The sequence below is a fragment of the Vibrio sp. SCP2 genome, assembly GCF_059295395.1.
Window position 1 is genome coordinate 135,198 of record NZ_JCAFVV010000001.1, and the last position, 18,637, is coordinate 153,834.

17 protein-coding genes are annotated in these 18,637 nt (G+C 43.0%); 9 read left to right on the forward strand and 8 right to left on the reverse strand.

Going from position 1 to position 18,637, the window contains the following annotated elements; translation table 11 throughout:
- Positions 1 to 43 precede the first annotated feature (43 nt).
- On the reverse strand, positions 44 to 601 hold the full coding sequence (locus AC5O63_RS00695) for a PhnA domain-containing protein (RefSeq protein WP_494503524.1): 558 nt from the start codon (positions 599 to 601) through the stop codon (positions 44 to 46).
- Positions 602 to 854: 253 nt separating this feature from the next.
- Between AC5O63_RS00695 and AC5O63_RS00700 the strand changes: the two genes are divergently transcribed.
- Positions 855 to 1,937: a site-2 protease family protein gene (locus tag AC5O63_RS00700; protein WP_494503525.1), complete on the forward strand. Its 1,083-nt coding sequence runs from the start codon at positions 855 to 857 to the stop codon at positions 1,935 to 1,937.
- 42 nt (positions 1,938 to 1,979) lie between these two features.
- On the opposite strand, the gene AC5O63_RS00705 is transcribed toward AC5O63_RS00700, so the two are convergent.
- Positions 1,980 to 2,768 (reverse strand): M48 family metallopeptidase, encoded by a 789-nt coding sequence (locus tag AC5O63_RS00705; protein WP_494503526.1) that lies wholly within the window; start codon positions 2,766 to 2,768, stop codon positions 1,980 to 1,982.
- 104 nt (positions 2,769 to 2,872) lie between these two features.
- Between AC5O63_RS00705 and AC5O63_RS00710 the strand changes: the two genes are divergently transcribed.
- From AC5O63_RS00710 to AC5O63_RS00725, 4 genes are all read left to right on the forward strand, one after another.
- A complete protein-coding gene (locus AC5O63_RS00710; RefSeq protein ID WP_494503527.1) occupies positions 2,873 to 3,319 on the forward strand; it encodes a hotdog fold thioesterase in 447 nt (148 codons plus the stop codon).
- A 2-nt stretch (positions 3,320 to 3,321) separates the two neighbouring features.
- On the forward strand, positions 3,322 to 3,555 hold the full coding sequence (locus tag AC5O63_RS00715) for a DUF3389 family protein (protein ID WP_494503528.1): 234 nt from the start codon (positions 3,322 to 3,324) through the stop codon (positions 3,553 to 3,555).
- A 77-nt stretch (positions 3,556 to 3,632) separates the two neighbouring features.
- Positions 3,633 to 5,351, forward strand: coding sequence for an SgrR family transcriptional regulator (locus AC5O63_RS00720; protein WP_272787207.1), 1,719 nt, complete (start codon positions 3,633 to 3,635; stop codon positions 5,349 to 5,351).
- On the forward strand, positions 5,351 to 5,602 hold the full coding sequence (locus AC5O63_RS00725) for a hypothetical protein (RefSeq protein ID WP_494503529.1): 252 nt from the start codon (positions 5,351 to 5,353) through the stop codon (positions 5,600 to 5,602). Before AC5O63_RS00720 ends, AC5O63_RS00725 begins: the two co-directional genes overlap by 1 nt.
- Positions 5,603 to 6,050: 448 nt before the next feature.
- Here AC5O63_RS00725 and AC5O63_RS00730 read toward each other — a convergent pair whose 3' ends face one another.
- Positions 6,051 to 8,207 carry a TonB-dependent hemoglobin/transferrin/lactoferrin family receptor gene (locus AC5O63_RS00730; protein ID WP_494503530.1) on the reverse strand — a complete coding sequence of 719 codons (2,157 nt, stop codon included), beginning with the start codon at positions 8,205 to 8,207 and terminating at the stop codon, positions 6,051 to 6,053.
- Between the two features lie 252 nt (positions 8,208 to 8,459).
- On the opposite strand from AC5O63_RS00730, the gene AC5O63_RS00735 reads away from it, so the two are divergent.
- The gene (locus AC5O63_RS00735; RefSeq protein ID WP_171323524.1) at positions 8,460 to 9,356 is read left to right on the forward strand and encodes a LysR family transcriptional regulator; all 897 of its coding nucleotides are present in this window, start codon (positions 8,460 to 8,462) and stop codon (positions 9,354 to 9,356) included.
- 48 nt (positions 9,357 to 9,404) lie between these two features.
- Here AC5O63_RS00735 and AC5O63_RS00740 read toward each other — a convergent pair whose 3' ends face one another.
- The 5 genes from AC5O63_RS00740 to AC5O63_RS00760 all read right to left on the reverse strand — a co-directional run bounded on the left by AC5O63_RS00740 (position 9,405) and on the right by AC5O63_RS00760 (position 16,684).
- Positions 9,405 to 9,548, reverse strand: a complete 144-nt coding sequence (locus tag AC5O63_RS00740; protein ID WP_171323527.1) for a hypothetical protein — start codon at positions 9,546 to 9,548, stop codon at positions 9,405 to 9,407.
- A 196-nt stretch (positions 9,549 to 9,744) separates the two neighbouring features.
- Positions 9,745 to 11,193, reverse strand: a complete 1,449-nt coding sequence (gene gnd, locus AC5O63_RS00745; protein WP_004742688.1) for a decarboxylating NADP(+)-dependent phosphogluconate dehydrogenase — start codon at positions 11,191 to 11,193, stop codon at positions 9,745 to 9,747.
- 35 nt (positions 11,194 to 11,228) lie between these two features.
- Positions 11,229 to 11,945 (reverse strand): 6-phosphogluconolactonase, encoded by a 717-nt coding sequence (pgl, locus tag AC5O63_RS00750; protein ID WP_494503531.1) that lies wholly within the window; start codon positions 11,943 to 11,945, stop codon positions 11,229 to 11,231.
- On the reverse strand, positions 11,942 to 13,444 hold the full coding sequence (zwf, locus tag AC5O63_RS00755) for a glucose-6-phosphate dehydrogenase (RefSeq protein WP_239825084.1): 1,503 nt from the start codon (positions 13,442 to 13,444) through the stop codon (positions 11,942 to 11,944). The genes pgl and zwf overlap by 4 nt, the downstream gene beginning before the upstream one ends.
- A 363-nt stretch (positions 13,445 to 13,807) precedes the next feature.
- Positions 13,808 to 16,684 carry an HD domain-containing phosphohydrolase gene (locus tag AC5O63_RS00760; protein WP_494503532.1) on the reverse strand — a complete coding sequence of 959 codons (2,877 nt, stop codon included), beginning with the start codon at positions 16,682 to 16,684 and terminating at the stop codon, positions 13,808 to 13,810.
- Between the two features lie 169 nt (positions 16,685 to 16,853).
- Between AC5O63_RS00760 and AC5O63_RS00765 the strand changes: the two genes are divergently transcribed.
- The 3 genes from AC5O63_RS00765 to AC5O63_RS00775 all read left to right on the forward strand — a co-directional run bounded on the left by AC5O63_RS00765 (position 16,854) and on the right by AC5O63_RS00775 (position 18,550).
- Positions 16,854 to 17,597, forward strand: a complete 744-nt coding sequence (locus tag AC5O63_RS00765) for a phosphatase (protein WP_494503533.1) — start codon at positions 16,854 to 16,856, stop codon at positions 17,595 to 17,597.
- Positions 17,598 to 17,678: 81 nt separating this feature from the next.
- Positions 17,679 to 18,062 (forward strand): cytochrome b562, encoded by a 384-nt coding sequence (locus AC5O63_RS00770; RefSeq protein WP_494503534.1) that lies wholly within the window; start codon positions 17,679 to 17,681, stop codon positions 18,060 to 18,062.
- A gap of 122 nt (positions 18,063 to 18,184) precedes the next feature.
- Entirely contained in the window at positions 18,185 to 18,550 is a 366-nt protein-coding gene (locus tag AC5O63_RS00775) for a hypothetical protein (RefSeq protein WP_494503535.1), read from the forward strand.
- Positions 18,551 to 18,637 lie beyond the last annotated feature (87 nt).

The window sequence follows — 18,637 nt, forward strand, 5'->3', positions numbered from 1 at the left end:
AGGCGCTCAATAGAGCGCCTTTCTTATTTTGAAGCTTATCTAATTACTTCTTACGGCAGTATTCTGCGATAACGTACATAGATTGGCCGCCGTTCGCTTTACCAGAAACAAGCTTAGGATCATCGCCAATACTGATGCCGCGGATAACAGTGCCTTGCTTGATGACTTGGTTAGTGCCTTTAACTGGTAGGTCTTTGATAACCGTTACGTCGTCACCTTTTTTAAGTTCAACGCCGTTGCAATCGAATGGTTTGTCGTCTGCAGACATGCCAGTCATTGCCCAGTTCACTTGCTCTTCTTCCATGTACATCATGTCTAGCGCATCTTGCGCCCAGCTTTCTGTGTTTAAGCGAGTTAGCTGGCGCCATGCAGTAACTTGAACCGCAGGAACTTGGCTCCACATGCTGTCGTTTAGACAACGCCAGTGGTTGATGTCTTTTGGTTCTTCGATCTCACCAAGACACTTGTCACAAACCATGATTCCGTAATCTACTGTCACATGGCTGTGCGGGGGAACAGCATATGCCGTTAATGGTGCATCAGCAGCACATAATTCACATTTTGATTGGCAGCGTTCTAGCATAGTTGCTTCAGAAGACATAATGGACTCACATTTTATAGGTGTTAATAACGCCGGCTATTATCCACTTTATCTGTCAAAAATAAAGCGTAATCCGAATACAAATCGATAAATAGACGAATTCTTACTTTTCATAAGAAATTTGCACAACATGATTCGAACAATCAATACCTTATAGATAGTGACAATGTCACATTAATAGCAATTCCTTTACCTATTTAGTCTAGATTGGCATAATCAGACCCGCTGTTATATCAATTTAGTAGGTTAGACATTGGAATTATTATCAATCGAGTTTTTGGGTAAACCACTTAGACTCGAAGGCTCTATGGCGGGTTGGCAACAACTGTTTTGGAACAATCAACTCGTGTCTCAGCTTGATGCCAATGCTGACCGTGGTGAGAAATCCTACCATGAGTTTACTTTGCTCAATGGTGAGCAAGAGCTGGCATGTAAATTAGAAACTAATCTGATATGGCAACCATTTGTCTTAGAGTATGTCGCGACAGTCGATAGCCAAGTCATTGAGCAAGGAAGTCGCAATACTAAGGACATAGAAAAGCAAACACCGTTTACTAAGCCGGAGCCAGAAAGAAAGTTTAGCCTTATTGGTCTTTTATCGCTTGGGATGAAAGCGCTTAAGAGTGCAAAGCTGATTAAAGTAGTGCTTGCGTCGGCGAGTTTAGCGGCGTATTCATGGTTGTTTTCTTTTCAATTTGCGCTGGCTTTGATTGCGTGTTTGGTCTTTCATGAATATGGCCATGTTCGCGCGATGAAGTACTTCGGTATGAAGACAAAAGGTATCTACTTGGTGCCGTTTCTTGGTGGGTTAGCTTTAAGCGACGAAAAGATAAATACCCGTTGGCAAGACGTCGTCATTTCAATCATGGGGCCGATGTTTGGCTTAATTCTGTCTGTCATCTTGCTCATTACTTACTTGATCACTGGCGAGATGTTTTTCGCAGGGTTGGCAGTATTCAATGCATTTCTAAATCTATTCAACTTACTACCGATATTGCCACTCGACGGTGGGCATGTCTTGAAGAGTATCAGTTTCTCGATGAACAGTGTGGCGGGAATAGTTTTGTGTACCGCAGCTGCCGCTGGTGGCGTGGTGTTAAGCTACTCACTAGGGCTTACGTTGTTTGGTTTCCTGCTTATCATGGGCATGCTAGAAATCGTGATTGAGTGGAGAGGAAGACATCATAGCCACTTACTTCCACTGGATAGGTACGGTCAAGCTGTCGCTGCTGTTTGGTACATTGGGCTTGTTGCTTCATTGATTGGAATTATTTGGTTCTTTGCTTCAACTGGGGATCAATTGTTGAGCTTACCACTGCTTATATTAGGTACATAAACTAAAGAGAAAAGGGAGCAATGTTGCTCCCTTTTTTAATGTCTAAATACAGTTCGGACGCTTTACATTGTTCTCGGGTAATGTCTGTATCTTAGCGGAGAGATCCTGAATTCGAGTTCCATGAGAAGGGTGTGTTGAGAGCAGTTCAGGCGGTTGAGCACCGCCAGATGCCTTAGCCATGTTTTTCCATAGATCGACACTCTGGTTAGGATCAAAACCAGACTTCGCCATCAATTCTAACCCCACAATATCCGCTTCCGATTCTTGAGTCCTACCGTAGGGCATTAAAACACCATATTGTACGCCTAATCCAAGCGCAGCCATGGTTGCTCCTTGATACTGTGCGTATTCGGAAGAACCGAGTGCAATATTGGTCAGTTGAAGTCCGGCATTGGCAATTTGAGATTGAGACAGTCGTTCGTTGCTATGATCGGCGAGAACATGCGCGATTTCATGACCAATAACGGTCGCTAGTTGGTCTTGATTAACCGCTACTTTAAGTAAACCGGTATAGACACCAATTTTGCCGCCTGGTAACGCGAACGCATTGACTTGATCACTATCAAAGACGACGACTTCCCAGCCATCAAATCCTGGTTGTTTCGGGACATGTTGAGTAATCGAATCTGTTACACACTGAACATAAGCATTTGTCTTAGCGTCAGAGCTGATTTTAAGCTCTTTCTTCATTTGCTCGAACGATTGGGCGCCTAAACTACTCATATCTGAATCTGAAAAAAGAAGCAGCTGGTTACGACCTGTCGGGGAAGAAGTACAGGCTGTCATTGCCATTGCGGCAGTGAGAGTGACGAATTTAAACCACGTTTGCATTGAATTCTCCGTTTCAATCGCAATATTAAACTTACTATTTAGCTATACACATCATAGCATTAGCGTACAATTCTTGGTAATCACATTCAGTAGTGGAATGCATAATGACAATCTGGAAAAAATCGATCAGTCTTGAAGCCCTTAATAAGACGTCAGAAAATACTTTGATAGATCACCTAAACATTATTTATGCCGAGGTGGGTGATGATTTTATAACGGCCACTATGCCTGTTTGTTCGTTTACTCACCAACCGCTTGGTATGCTGCACGGTGGTGCGTCTGTTGTCTTGGCCGAAACGCTTGGCTCAGTTGCGGCTAATTTCTGTGTTCCAAAAGGAAGTTACTGTGTGGGCCTCGACATTAATGCCAACCATGTACGTTCAATGAGAAGCGGCATCGTTATTGGTACAGCTAAGCCCATTCATTTAGGGGTATCCACTCAAGTATGGCAAATTAATATTACCGATGAGCGTGAACGTTTGGTGTGTACGAGTCGGTTGACCATCGCTGTTAAACATAAAAAATCTGCCTCGTCAGACAAAGGACTATAACGATGATGATTCCTTTTAAAAGCGGAAAAATCATTGTGACTAACCACGAAGTGGTGGTAAAGCTTTCCGGTGAGCACATGGTGACGCTTCAAGCGCAAACCGATGCTATCACTCTGATTGGGAGAGGGGCGAATGTGATTGCCGCTAACGGCAGCGAAAACAAGTGGTCGATAAAATTGGACAATGAACAACAAATCCAACAGATTGCCGAGCAAATCGGCAGCCAAGTCCAATAATCGTGTTTTTATCTTGATTCGAGAATATTAAATGAGGAAACTTAGAGCTAGGTTAACTAGTATGAGATTTCCTCTTTATGAGCAGCCCAAGACTTAGAGTTCAGTTTGAAACCTTGTTTGAGCATTACAAGGGGCAAGATTGCGGTGTCCAGCTTGAAGATATCACCGAGATACTGTTTTGTACTCGTCGTAACGCTCGAATTGTTCTGAATAAAATGGAAGAAGAAGGGTGGTTGGAATGGCACCCAGCTCCCGGTCGAGGAAAGTTATCTCAGTTAATCTTTAAGCGTAGCCGAGCTGATGTCAGCGAAAATCTAGCGCGCCGATATCTTGAAGAAGGGAAGATTGGCCAAGCGCTAAAAGTATTAGATCAAGATACGGCAAAACTTGCTCAAGTGGTTGAAAGCTATCTTGGCATTGTTCATCAAGAAGGCCAGCAAGTTGTCAGGCTGCCATATTACCGTGCACTTTCTACGTTAAATCCTACGTTGCCGATTCGCCGTTCTGAGCTGCATATCGTCCAGCAGATTTTCAGTGGTTTAACTTACATCGATGACAGTGAAGAACTTCAACCTGATCTGGCCCATTCATGGGAAATGCTCACTCCTCGTCATTGGCGGTTTTACATTCGCCCGAGTGTTAGGTTTCACAATGGAGACTTGCTCACTTCTCAAACGGTCGTTGATAACTTATTGGCACTTCAACAGAAGAAGCTGTTTTCACATATCGCAGACGTGAGCTCTCCAAGTCACTTAATCGTTGATGTAAAACTTTCACGCGATGATTATCAATTGGCGCTATTGCTTTCTGAATCTTGCGCGAAAATTATGTTGCCGCAAGAGAATAGAGCTGAGGATTATGATCTATTCCCTGTTGGTACAGGGCCTTACCGAGTCATTCAAAACGACAATAAACGCCTCGTTTTACAAGCCTTTGACGGTTACTTTGGTTTTAGGCCCCTGTTAGATCGAATCGAAGTGTGGGTGATTGATGACCTACATTCGTCGATGATTTTCCCGAGCTTATCTAAACCCCTTAAGCCTGAAGTGGCCAACTATGCCGATAGCGTAGACCTCGATCCGGGTTGCACCTATTTACTACTCAACCGAAAAAATGGACTAGCGGCGGCCAATGATTGGGCGAATTACTTCACCCAGAAGTTGGGCACATTAAATTTATTCCAGCATCTACCTCAAGAGAAAATCGTCGAACTAGGTGTACTTCCGGCGCATGGTTTAAAGCCAGGTTGGTATCACCATACAAGGCATGGTTATACGTCACCACCTTCCTATCGTTCAGTCACTATTGCTTACCACGGTCAGCACCCAATGTTCCCAACCTTGGTCAAATGTATTGAAGGCTTGCTTAAAGAGGATGGATTGAGCGTTAACTTTATTAACTATGACTTGACCGTTGAAGATACTTCAGAAGTGGACATTTGGGTTAAACCGATGGGAATCACCACAAACAGGGATGATTCACTAGCAGGGTGGCTACTCAATAATAGCGATATTGAGGCACTTAGCCGTGAAGAGGATTTCGAACATTGGACTAAAGTCGTACAAGAGTGGCAAGCAACACAAAATGCTAGTTTCCCTGCACAAGAGCTTGGAAAATCTTTAGTAGAAAAGATGCAGCTCATTCCCATGTTTCACTGTTGGTTAGGGGTGAGTAAAGATCATTGTGGTTCGTTACAAAATGCGAAATGTAATGCGCTTGGATGGTTTGATTTCAGCAAAGTTTGGGTCAAACCTGAAATAGCTGAGGCAACAAATTCGCATCAAGAGGAAGGGTAGTGGCGAAACCTAATAAGAAACAACCGTCTAAAACGGTCGAGATTTACTGCGCAAAATGTAAAACCCAGTTATTTAAGTACAGAAAAGTGGGCAAAGGGTCTCTTGTGAAATGTTTTAAGGAAAGAATTGTTTCTGATTACACCGAACAGCCCTGTATTTGCCCTCAGTGCGGTGGTGAATTTGCCCGAGAGACTTTGATTAGAGGTACTCCTGCTTACAAAATAATCGGTGGCAAAGTTACTATGAAATAGCTTCGCATTAGAACAATTCTCTAAACCATTTTATAAACTAATTGATTAGTAAGATTGTAGAAAATAGACATCACGACGCAATATTTGATCTCAATCGATATAAAACGTAAAAATCTCGTTAAGGGGTATCATTGTTTTTTTATGGTGTTAGAATAGCCGCAGTTTCTTTTCGGTTTTTCCAACTTTACTTTAGGGGTTTGTAATGGAGCTAGGTCTTATCATCACTTTCATCGTTGCAGCAGCTGTAATGGTTAAGAAAGAGATGGCAGCAGCTAAATAATCGGTCTATTCATACCATTTTTTCTATACTTTTTGATGAATATACCCAAGAAAGCTCCTAGTTTAGGGGCTTTTTTATTACCTTTAACTTGCTGATATTTATGATTTAAGTAGGTGATTAACTAAAAAAAGCCAGCTTGATAGCTGGCTTTGGTTTTAAAGTTCTAAATTAGAATTGGTAATCTAGGCTCACACCCCAGTTTCGACCCGGTTGAGAGTAGTAGTCCATGTTTGAGACACTAGATTTACCTGATAAGTCATCATATAAATGATATTTCTTATCTAGAGCATTAAACAGACCTGCTCGCAATGTTAAATCTTGCATTGGACGGTAGTAAGCAGTTAGGTCAACGACGGTATATCCATTAACATCAACGTTTTCGACAGAATTGCCCATTCGATCGGTCATTGACGTCCAATCTGTCTTAGCAGCAACCATAGTAATGTTCATAACACCACCATATGTTTGGTTAGGGTTATCGTAGCCCAAACCGACAATAGAAGTGAGTGGAGCAACGCTGTTAATCGCTTCACCAGTTTTCTTGTCCTTACCTTCAGAGTATGCAATAGATAGTTTGGTATATGTACCTTCTGGTAAGTCAAAAGCCTTGTCCATAAGCAGGGTACTAGATAGTTCGGCACCGTAGATTTCTACTTTGTCTAAGTTCTTGTTGGTGTAGACAGTCTTAGAACCATTAGAGCCCGTAGCAACAGTTTCGATAAAGTTATCGTATTGGTTGAAGTAAGTGGCTAGCTCAAAGCGACCAAACTCATTGTTGCCTCTAAAGCCCACTTCGTAAGAAATGCTGCTTTCGGCTTTTAGATCCGGATTAGGTTCAACTATCGCACCCTCATCATACAAGTAGTACAAGTCATACACGGTTGGCGCTTTAAAGCCTGTACTGATCTTAGCGAATGTAGAGAACTTGTCAGTCAGGTGGTACACAGTACCAATATTACCTGTAATGGCAGAATCGCTGTTCTTAGATACCGTGTTTGTGTAGCTAGGCGTTTGCTCTGGATTTGACTCAAATGAATCGAATCGCAAGCCGCCTGTAACAACCAGTTTTTCATCCATTAGGAAGACATTGTCTTGTACGAAAGCACCCCATTGCGTAAGAGTCGCGTTCGGACTTGTACCTTTAGTGCTCGGTGCAGACGTACCTGAGTCAAGGAAGTAATCAGTATTACTCAGCTCGAAGTCATTTTTAATATAGCTCAGGCCATAAGTCACTTCGTGTGTTGAAGAGTCATTCTCGATGATTTTGTTCAACTGTGAGTTAAACTGGATTGAATTGTCTTGCGTATCGCGAACACGGACTCGTTTGCCTTTAGCATCTGTAGTATCGCCATTATCATTAACGGATTGTGAATCTTGGTAAGATAAAGACCAGTTTAGCTGATCGGCGATAGCAGCATTAAGCATCCACTCATGTTCCAATGTCACACGAGTTCGTTTGTTATTGTCGTCATTGAAAGCGTTACTGTAGTTATAAGGTGGAGTCGACGATAGCTTTTCTAGATCCGTTTCTTCGTACTTGAAGTCATGATGCTCGACTGTTAGTCCCAAGCGATGTTGTTCATTTAACTGGTAGTAAGCTTTTGCTAGAAGGTTTTGAACTTTCTTGTCTGCTGGATTGGCTGCACCACGATCATCACCTTCAATATCGGCTCCGTCGCCATGCTTTTTAGTCTCATTTCCGTCTGCGTAGGTAAGCATTAACAGCGTTTCTAGCTTGTCTCTGCGCATTGCCCACGTTCCGGTCGTTTTGAATGTCTCATCAGCAGATGTGTAGCCAGTTTTAATGCCAAAACGGTGTTCATCGCCATCAGTGATGAGGATATCGTCCGGATTCTTAGTACGTAGCAGTACAGTACCACCAAGTGCATCAGAACCATATAAGGATGACGATGCGCCTTTATTGACTTCGATGCTATGAAGCGTATCGATTTCAAATGTGTTTTGATGTTTTGCCTGAGTACCGCCACCAGAGTTGTAAGGTACAGGTTGCTGAACGTCATCAACCATAACTTTAATTCGGCTTTGTTCCATACCACGGATGTTGAATCCTGAAATACCAAAACGGCCTGAACCTTGAGCATTAACACCAGGAGTATATTTAAGCGCTTGTTTTACATCTGTCGAAAGGGTGTTATCTATATCTTCAGATGAAACGGTTTCGATAGAAGAGCTAACATCGGCTTTACTTTGTTCAGTACGAGTCGCTGAAACAACAACTTCGTCGAAGAGGGCATATTCTTCGGCATGAGCAGTTGACGCAAGGGCCAAAACAATTGAAGCTGACAGGAAAGTTTTCTTATACATTTTATAATTACCTTTGATCCATATAGGTTTTCTTTGAACGAACGGCATTCTATTGGATCTAAATGATAATTACTATTGTTTGCATTACGGTAAATGGTGGTTTTTCTGCTCTACTCGTATGCGAACTTGAATAAAATTCAAATATTACAAGTACTTAAACATTTTGTTTACATTTGTAAAGGTTCACTTTATCAATTAATAGTGTGACTTGTATCACTGTGTTGTTAATTGTTATTAATAAGGATGATAATATTGCAGAGCCCAATAACACTTGAAGCGCTACATATATTAGATGCGATTGACCGGCGTGGGAGCTTTGCTGCTGCGGCAAACGAACTCGATAGGGCACCGTCTTCACTGAGCTATCAAATTCAGAAGCTCGAACAAGATCTCGATATTATGATCTTTGATCGCTCTGGGCACAAAGCTAATTTTACGGAAGCAGGTAAACTGATTCTTGAACGAGGAAGGGACATACTGCTAGCAACTGACAAGCTTGTAAATGATGCGAGTGTTCTGGCTAATGGGTGGGAACTGGATATTACTCTCGCCTTTGACGGTATTATCCCCGTAGCTAATTTCTTCAACCTTGTTAATGACTTAAGTAATGTCAGTTCAACAAGAATTAAGCTCCAAGAAGAAATACTTGCTGGTTGCTGGGAAGCGTTAAGTTCAGGGCGAGCGGATTTATTGGTCTGTCCAAGAATGGAAACGCTACCGCAAGATGTCAAAGCTGAAACCATTGGTGAAATGGAAATGATCTGGGTTGCAGCGACGGATCACTACGTACATAAACGCAGTGGGGTATTCGACGAAAAAGCGCGTGAAAAATATCGCGTTATTGCGATAGCGGATACAGCCCGTGAGCAGCCAGCAATCAGCGTCAACATAACTCAAAGACAACCAAGACTAACCGTGACCAACTTTTCAGCAAAAGTAGAGGCCCTCAAGACAGGCTTAGGTATCGGTACCTTGCCAAAAGAGTTAGCAACTCAACTTATTGCGAGCGGTGACTTAAAGCAGATAACCGACACCGAATCTCAACCGATTGAGATCATCTTAGCTTGGAAACGTAATAAAATTGGTGAAGCTAAATCTTGGTGTATTCAATACTTAATCAAGCATTTTAAAGCGACATCTAAGATTTAAACCAAGTAAAACAAAAGGGAGCTTATCGCTCCCTTCTAGTTTAGAAACCTAGCCTTGCACACCACCTTGCTGCTGTGCTTGTTTTACTAAAGCCTGACGTTGAGTTTCCTGTTCGTTTTCCACTTGATGTTCCTTATTCATCCCACGTTCTTCTTGTTGTGGAACAAAAACAAAGTACTTATTAATAGTCATCGAAAGAACCTCTATTTTACAGTTGTAACCATCTAGGTTAGACAATTCACCTAATCGTCATCGCTTGATGAAGATTCCATGTTGTAGGTTTAAAAAAATAGAGGATGTTAACTTAGTTAACATCCTCCATAACAGCTTAATTATAGAAGTAGACTCAGGTATTAATAAACCTCAGTCTCATCCTTTCAGCTAATTCTTACACGTCGTAGGTAGTAGAAGCCGTGTCACCGCCTGTACCTGTCCAGTTAGTGTGGAAGAACTCACCACGAGGGCGATCCGTACGCTCGTACGTGTGTGCACCAAAGTAGTCACGTTGCGCTTGAAGCAGGTTAGCTGGTAGACGAGCCGTCGTGTAGCCGTCTAGGAAAGATAGCGCAGAAATCGTACATGGCATTGGGATACCAGACTCTAGAGATTTCGCCGCTACTTTACGCCATGCCGCTAGGCTGCCTTGCAGGATGTTTTTGAAGTACTCGTCTGAACCTAGGAACGCGATGTCTGGGTTTGCTTCGTACGCATCACGGATGTTGCCTAGGAATGCAGAGCGGATGATACAACCACCACGCCACATTAGTGCTACGTTACCGTAGTTTAGGTCCCAACCGTTTTCGTTAGACGCTTCGCGCATTAGCATGAAGCCTTGAGCGTATGAGATGATCTTAGATGCTAGTAGTGCTTGACGCAGTGCATCAACCCATTCTTGCTTATCACCTTCCACTGGCGTGATTGTCTTACCGAATAAAGATTCAGCTTCAACACGTTGATCTTTAAGAGCAGACAGACAACGAGAGAATACAGACTCAGAGATAAGCGTTAGTGGAATACCTAGGTCTAGCGCGTTGATGCCTGTCCATTTACCGGTACCTTTTTGGCCCGCTGTGTCTAGGATTTTTTCTACTAGTGGCTCACCATCTTCGTCTTTGTAGCCAAGGATGTCTGCAGTGATTTCAACAAGGTAGCTGTCTAGCTCAGTCTTGTTCCAATCAGCGAACACGGCTTGCATTTCGTCAGCTGACATACCAAGACCATCTTTCATGAACTGGTAAGCTTCAGTGATAAGTTGCATGTCACCGTATTCGATGCCGTTGTGTACCATCTTAACAAAGTGACCAGCACCGTCGTTACCAACCCAGTCACAACAAGGTTCGCCAGCGTCAGTTTTTGCAGAGATACCTTGGAAGATAGGCTTAACTGCTTCCCAAGCTTCAGCTGCGCCGCCTGGCATGATTGAAGGGCCAAAACGTGCACCTTCTTCACCACCAGATACACCAGTACCGATGAAGTGAATACCTTTTTCACGACAATGTGCTACGCGACGGTTTGTGTCAGGATAGTTAGTGTTACCACCATCAATGATGATGTCGCCTTCGTCTAGAAGCGGGATTAGGTTGTCAATAAACGTATCAACAACTGCGCCAGCACGTACCATTAGCATTACTTTACGTGGCGCTTCTAGCTTCTCAACTAGCTCTTCTAGAGAATATGCGCCAACGATGTTAGTGCCTTTCGCAGGGCCTTCTAGAAACTCGTCTACTTTCGCAGCAGTACGGTTATGAGCAACAACTTTGAAGCCGTTGTCGTTCATGTTTAGGATAAGGTTTTGACCCATTACTGCTAGGCCAATTACACCGATATCACCTTTCATTATTTCTCTCCAATTTTCCTATTTGGACGCTCGCACTAAGCGATTTTTGCTGCTGCGTCTGAATCTAAGTACCATTCCGTCTCACCAGTCTTAGACTGGATTTTAGCTGCAGGGTAAGGCAGCTCACTCGCTGGAGTGGTATGAATTTCGTTTACGATATCTACTTTACCTGCACCAAGTACAAGGTAGCTGATACGTTTCGCGGCTTCTAATACCTTAGCGGTTTTAGATACGCGGATTTGACCTGATTCTGGATGAGAAGCTAACACAGATAAGTTCTCATCTTGGTAGTCGGTTTGACCTGGGAATAGCGAAGCCGTGTGACCGTCAGCGCCAACACCGAGAAGTATCCAATCGAATACTGGTGTTCCATTTTCAGCAGGGATTACAGATGCCATTTCTTTAGCAAAACGCTCAGCTTCAACTTTTGGCTCATCTTCACCACGAATACGGTGAATGTTCTCTGCAGGCAGATTAACTTGGCTGAACAGTAGTGCGTTAGCTTCACCGTAGTTGCTTTCAGCATCATCTGGGGCAACACAACGCTCGTCTCCCCACCAAAAGTGTAGGTTGTTCCATTGAATGCCTTCGGCATAGGGTGCCTGCGCTAAAAGTTTAAACAGCATCTTTGGTGTGCTGCCACCAGACAGTGAAATGTGAACAGGGCGGTCAAGCTCACTGAACGCTTTCATATCATTAGCTAGGCTTTCTACAACTTGGTCAGCTGTTTGAAAAATCTTGTGATTGATCATAGTTCGCAGTAATCCGTATCTGTTAGGTTTTTACATGGGAATCGCCATGCACGATCGTCACGTTGTAACAAGTCGTCAGACTCTTTTGGTCCCCACGTACCACAAGCGTATCCAAATAGGGCTTGCGGGTCTTGTTTGAAGTCTAGAATCGGTTGAACGTACTTCCAACACGCTTCAACAGCATCGCTACGTGCAAACAAAGTGGCATCGCCATTTAGTGCATCAAGTAGAAGACGCTCGTATGCCGTTAGCATTTGCGTTTCTTGTAGAGACGCGTAGTGGAAGTTCATTTTCACTTCTTTAGCATTAAAGCCTGCACCAGGCTCTTTAAGGCCAAAGCTCATCTGAATCCCTTCATCTGGTTGAATGCGGATAATCAGTTTGTTTTCCGGAGCGTTCTGGCCAAATACTGGGTGAGGTGTTTGCTTAAAGTGGATAACAACTTCAGTTACGCGAGTCGGCAGACGTTTACCTGTGCGTACGTAGAATGGTACGCCGTTCCAACGCCAGTTGTTAATGTACGCCTTAAGGCCAACATAAGTTTCTGTACGAGAGTCTTCAGCAACACCAGGCTCATCACGGTAACTTGGTAAGAACTCGCCACGAACGTCAGATTCTGTGTATTGACCCAACACAAGGTTGTTTCGCAAATCATCTTCTTCTAGCGGTTTCAAACACTGAAGGACTTTAACGACTTCATCACGCATAGAATCAGCATTGATCTGTGCAGGTGGCTCCATGCCAACCATTGCTAGAACTTGTAGCAAGTGGTTTTGGAACATGTCACGAACCGCACCAGAACCGTCGTAATATCCACCACGTTCTTCAACACCAAGGAATTCAGCACCAGTGATTTCTACATAATCAATGAAGTTGCGGTTCCAAAGAGGTTCGAACATTGCGTTAGAGAAGCGGAACACAAGAAGGTTTTGTACTGTTTCTTTACCTAGGTAGTGGTCAATGCGATAAATCTGATGTTCTTGGAAGTGATCATGGATCTCTTTATCTAGCTTTTGTGCAGACGCAAGATCATAACCAAATGGCTTTTCAATGATCAGGCGCTTCCAGCCGTCTTCTTCACTGTTTAGTCCATGAGCGGCAAGGCTTGCCGGGATGACACTATATAGGCTAGGAGGTGTAGCTAAATAGAATAGGGTATTACGTTGTTCGAAACTGTACTGCTCAGATAGCTGGTCAAGACGGGTTGATAGCTTAGCGTAGTCGGCAGTATCTGAAGTATTGATGGCTTGGTAATGCAGATGATTAATAAAAGCATCAAGAGTAGCTGGTTCTGTTTTCTCCATTTCTTGGAGTGAACGCTTTAGCTTTTCTCGGTAAGAGTCATCACTGTACTCAGTTCGGCTTACGCCTAAAATGGCGAAGTTTTTTGGTAGCTGTTTATTTGAGTAAAGGTGATATAAAGCAGGGATCAACTTGCGATAGGTTAAGTCGCCCGAAGCACCAAAAATAACGATGCTGCTGTTTTCTGGTATTACCATCATCTTTCCCTTAGAAACGAGGTAGTTAGCATGTGCCTAAGTTGTTGGCACTAAAGTTTGCCAACGGTATCAACGACACCTCAAATTATAAAATAGGTCGTACCTATTGTATTGATAGGCAAAACCAAAAATTCATGCCATTTGAATTATTAATTGCAACTGGTTTGGTAACAAGTCACGGCGATATTCACAGACGGCAGCGTATTGTCTATGACTATTTGACATACATCAACCTTTGAGAAAGCAATCGATTAAATATTGACTAGTAGTTAACGTAAGTTGTTGAAAACAAATGATGTGGCAAATTTATACGGTATGGTTCTAAATTAGAGCTAACATTCCAAATAGCTGTAACTGGTAGGATCAGAAGTGCGATTTGATAAAGGTTTTTACTCTCTTCATGTGATCCTCGCGATCGATAGCGGTTATTTGTGAGTTATCGAGGAATCGCTGTGCATACTCTTGGTCGATCGATTGCTCTAGGAAAATCAAATAAAGCTTAGGGTCAATATGACCACTGGTCGCCATATCAGTCATGATTTCAATGGATTCGGAAAGTGTTTTGGCCTTTTTATATGGCCTGTCGCTAGAAGTTAGTGCTTCAAAGACATCGGCTATTGCCATTACTCTTGCAGGTAAAGAGAGTTCTTCTTCGCATAACCCTTTAGGATACCCGCGGCCATCTATCCGCTCATGGTGCCCGCCAGCGATTTCAGGCACGTTTTTCAAATGTTCTGGGTAAGGTAACCGCTTGAGCATCATTATGGTTTGAATGATGTGATCATTGATAATAAAGCGTTCTTCTGAGTTTAAGGTACCGCGCTCGATCGATAAGTTGTACAGCTCGCCACGGTTGTATTTCAAATCACTAGGTTTTAGCACGAACTCTTCCTGCCAGAAATCTTGAGGCTTGCCATTAATATCCCAGTGAATTTGATGAACCTGCTTATCCGATAGCAGTGTTTCTTCTACTGGAAGAGGTTGAGTAGGCGCACATCGCGCTTTCTCTACCCATGAAACACCAACTTGGTCGTCCAGAGTTCTTGTCCATTTGTACTGGCTGATGGCATTAAGGCGGGCGAGGGCTTCTTTACTCATCGATTCACCGCCAAGATTACATTCACCGATGAATGCGAAGTCATCATCTAGTTGTTGTTGCTTCTGTTTTAAAGCGTCCTTAAGCTGTTGTTTATCTTCACCATTGGCAATGCCTTGCCAATATTCAACCTCAGCCTGTGATTTCAACAACTCAAACCGCATGCGTACTTCATGAATACGGTCATAGATGGTTTCTAATTTGGTGGCTTTATCGATAACGTATTCTGGCGTGGTAACCTTGCCGCAATCATGCAGCCACGCAGCTAAATGTAATTCTTCCCACTGTTCTTTTGACATGCTGAAGAGTGGGAAATGAGTGTCGTCATCAACTGCGGCCTGCACAAGCATTTTGGTTAACTCAGGAACGCGTTGACAGTGGCTTCCTGTGTAGGGTGATTTGGTATCAATCGCAGAAGCGATCAGTTCGACAAATGCATTAAGCATCTCTTTTTGTTGCTCAATTCGGTCGATATTCTCTTTAGCAATTTCAGCAAAACTTAACAACTCTTTTAGGAAGGCATGTTTGTCTGCTTGCTCTTGAGTGATTGTTCGTTCATACCCTAAAAGTAAAATTCCGACTAATTGATTATCACGGTTGTGCAAAGGAAACAGGTAAACATCCGAATTAAAGAGGGATTCTCTATAGTTTGCTAGCGCATTGTCTTCGCGATTTAAGTGGACTATTTCGCCCTTGGCAAGGTCAGTACTAACCCATGCGGTATGCGCAACGAGCTCGTTAACATCGATTTTGAATGGAATGATGGCGTGGTTTGCAGCGACGGTATAGCTACTCTCTTTTTCGTCTTTAATATAAAGTACGATCGTTTCCGCTCTGGTGACCAAGAAGCTTTGGTGTGCGATGGTTTTTGCCAAAACTGAAAAGTCGGTATTACTCGCTGTGTCCCTTAATAGCCTCAATAGATCATAGAGAGTATGCTCCATGAGTTCTATCGATTCAGTCAGGTTTGCAACTTCTTTAATTACGCTCTTCGAGTAACGTGTTTTCTTGAAATCAAAACGAGCAATATTATCGGTTTGACGCATTAATGCATGTAACGGATTGGCTAAGCGTCTTGCTACGAGCCAGACAATAACAAAGCTCATTAGTAGCATGGCAAGGGCAACACTGACTTGTTTGTCCCTCATTGAAAGCAGAGTAGCGAGTAGGTCATCTTGAGGCGTGGCTTCTGCAAGTAGCAAACGTGTCTGCTTGTTAAGGTTCACGGGCGTTAATGTTACCGACCATTTTTTGTTGTCTGCTTCAACCGTTTCATAAATAATTTGGCTTGAACTGCGATTAATTACACCCTCAAAAACAGTGCCTTTTAAAGCATCAGAAGTGACTTCACCATCCGTTTCTGTGACGTCATCCAGATTGTGCCGAGCCAATACCTTAAATTGATTGTCAAACAAGACCAGTTTGGTGTTTTCAGAGTAGCCCATCTGACTGATCTGGTCGGAAAGTGAAGTAAGGGTGAAATCCGCTCCAACTACTTTGGTACCGTCTGGCGATCTGCGTGACAATGTCACGCCATTGGTTTTAAGGAAGTAAAAAAAATATGGCTCTGTTAGCCTAATAACGCCATCTTTGTCAGCGTTGATAAACCACGGCCTCACTCTAGGGTCGAACTTATTATCTTTAGTTTTACGGTGACCTAAACTGCGGTAGGCACCATCTAAAAAGTAAAACTCATTTAAGCCAGAAACACGTGTGGTATTAATCATCAGTGACGCTTTGTTTGGGGCGTCAAACCTCTCACGATCGGCATTGGTTCTTAATGCTCTAACCAAAGTAAAATCACCAGACTCATTAGCATAGTAGAGTGCTACGACGCCCGGATTTCGTTGGAAGATGGTTTGCAGTGAAGTTAAAAACCGGATGTGCCTAACAGGCGATTTGTGGCTATCGATGGCTTGGCTCAGCGACATAAAATCGAGAGTGGTTAATATCGGTCCGGCTTTGACCTGAAATGTGGATTCAAGCTTGCGGCTGTTCTCTTGGCTTAGTTCTTTTGCACTGCCAGTAAGCAGTTCTTGGGCATGTTTATAGCTAATAGCAATCAGTACCGAGCCTACTAATGTAGTCAGAACAAGAAACAGAGTAGTGATATGAATACTTAAAGAATAACGGCGTTTTTTCATAGCTCGACCATAAGCATGACACCTAATAAGTATCGAACAATTCCTGAATCCTGCAAAATTTCAAGATCTGTCATCTAAATTCAATAACGTAAACAAGGGCACGAATTACAAGCAATAAGCTAAATTGGCTGATAACATAACAGGCAACTGTCACTATCTATATAGAACTATGAACCTCGTTATCGACACCCATACCCACACATACGCCAGTGGTCACGCCTACAGCACTTTGATAGAAAACGCTCGTATGGCGAAAGAAAATGGTCTAGAGATGTTCTGCACAACCGATCATGCTGAATCAATGCCAGGGGCTCCGCACTATTGGTTTTTTTCCAACCAACGTGTGTTACCAAGGTTCATCGAAGGTGTTGCGGTAATCCGTGGCGTAGAGTCAAACATTCTTAATATGGAAGGAGAAGTGGATGTTCATCCGACTTCTTATAAAAGCCTCGATTGGGTGATAGCTAGCTTTCATGAGCCTGTTTTCAAACCAAGTGATAGACAGTCCCATACGCTTGCTCTACTGAACACGATTAAGAGTGGCAAGGTAGATGCACTTGGCCACCTAGGTAATCCAAACTTCGATTTTGATTATGAGCAAGTATTGAGGTGTGCGAAAGAGCATAACGTTGCCATAGAAATTAATAACACCACCTTAAAAGGCAATAGTCGTGTAGGAAGTGTTGAACGTTGCGCCGAGATTGCAAAGCTCGGTAAAGAGATTGGGGTTTACTTCACAACAGGCAGTGACGCTCACTTTTGCCAAGACGTAGGCAACCTTTCAAAAGTCTCTGATCTTTTAGATAAAGTCGGAGTGGATGACTCTCAAGTCATTACGCATAGTGTAAAGCAATTCTTAGCGTTCTTGGCACTTCGAGGTCATTCAACCATTTCTGAGTATCAGCATTTATAAGTTGATACAATATTCGCTTCTAGTGTGCTGAGTAAATTCAGTACACTTCCTGTTCCTAGTCCCACACACAAGAAAAATATAATGAGAAAGTTAATCCCAGTTTTAGCCCTAGCCATGTCAGCACAAGCTTTTGCCAGCGATTTTGATCTTAAAGCGGCAATGAAGCAGATGAAAGTAGAGTTTAAACATGCCGCTGAAGCCACTGAAGTCAGTGATATGAAGTCTGCTGTTAATAACCTTTCTGAGTTAGTTGAGCAGTCTAAGCGCGGTAACTACCCACCAGAAAAATTTGATATCTATTTCGAGGGCTTTAGTAAGCTTTCCGTTGCGCTTGATTCCGTTGAGAAGAAACTCGATTCGGGCGATCTAGACGCGGCAAAAGCTGAGCTAAAAACCGTCGATGGCCTTCGAGTGGAATACCACGATAAACGTAACCCAAGTATTTGGAGCAAGCTGTTCGGCTAATAAGTCAGCAAATTTCGAATTGGCAATGCTAATACCATGATCCTTGTTAGGTTTTTTAGCGAGCCTTACTGAGTTTGTTAGTAAAAGGTTATATATTTACTCTCAATTGATTGAGAGTGACTATGATACGGACATCAAGCTTCAAGCGAACTATGCTCATCGCAAGTGCCCTAAGTTGGGTGCTTGTGACTTTGATGCCTGTAATCAATGCTCATGGTGCCAGTGCTGGCGTGTGGGCGACACTTTGTACCATCAATGGATTTGAGCTAGTCCAAGTCGAAGAGGGAAAGGTTGAAACTCAGCACAGTAAGCCTTGTCCATTTAGTCACTTCTCAAGCTTCCACCAAGACACCCTTCCAACACCCACTCACTCTAGAAGAACATCGATAGCGACATTCGACTCGTACGCTTATTTGGCTCTAAGTGAACGATTTCAGCTCGCTATCCCACGAGCGCCACCGACACTAACTACAATCAACTTCATATAAATCAAATAACAAAGGCTAGGGTCTGTTGACCCAATACGCCACTTAGTAAAGTAAAGCTCAGCACTAACGACTCAACTATGTTTCGGG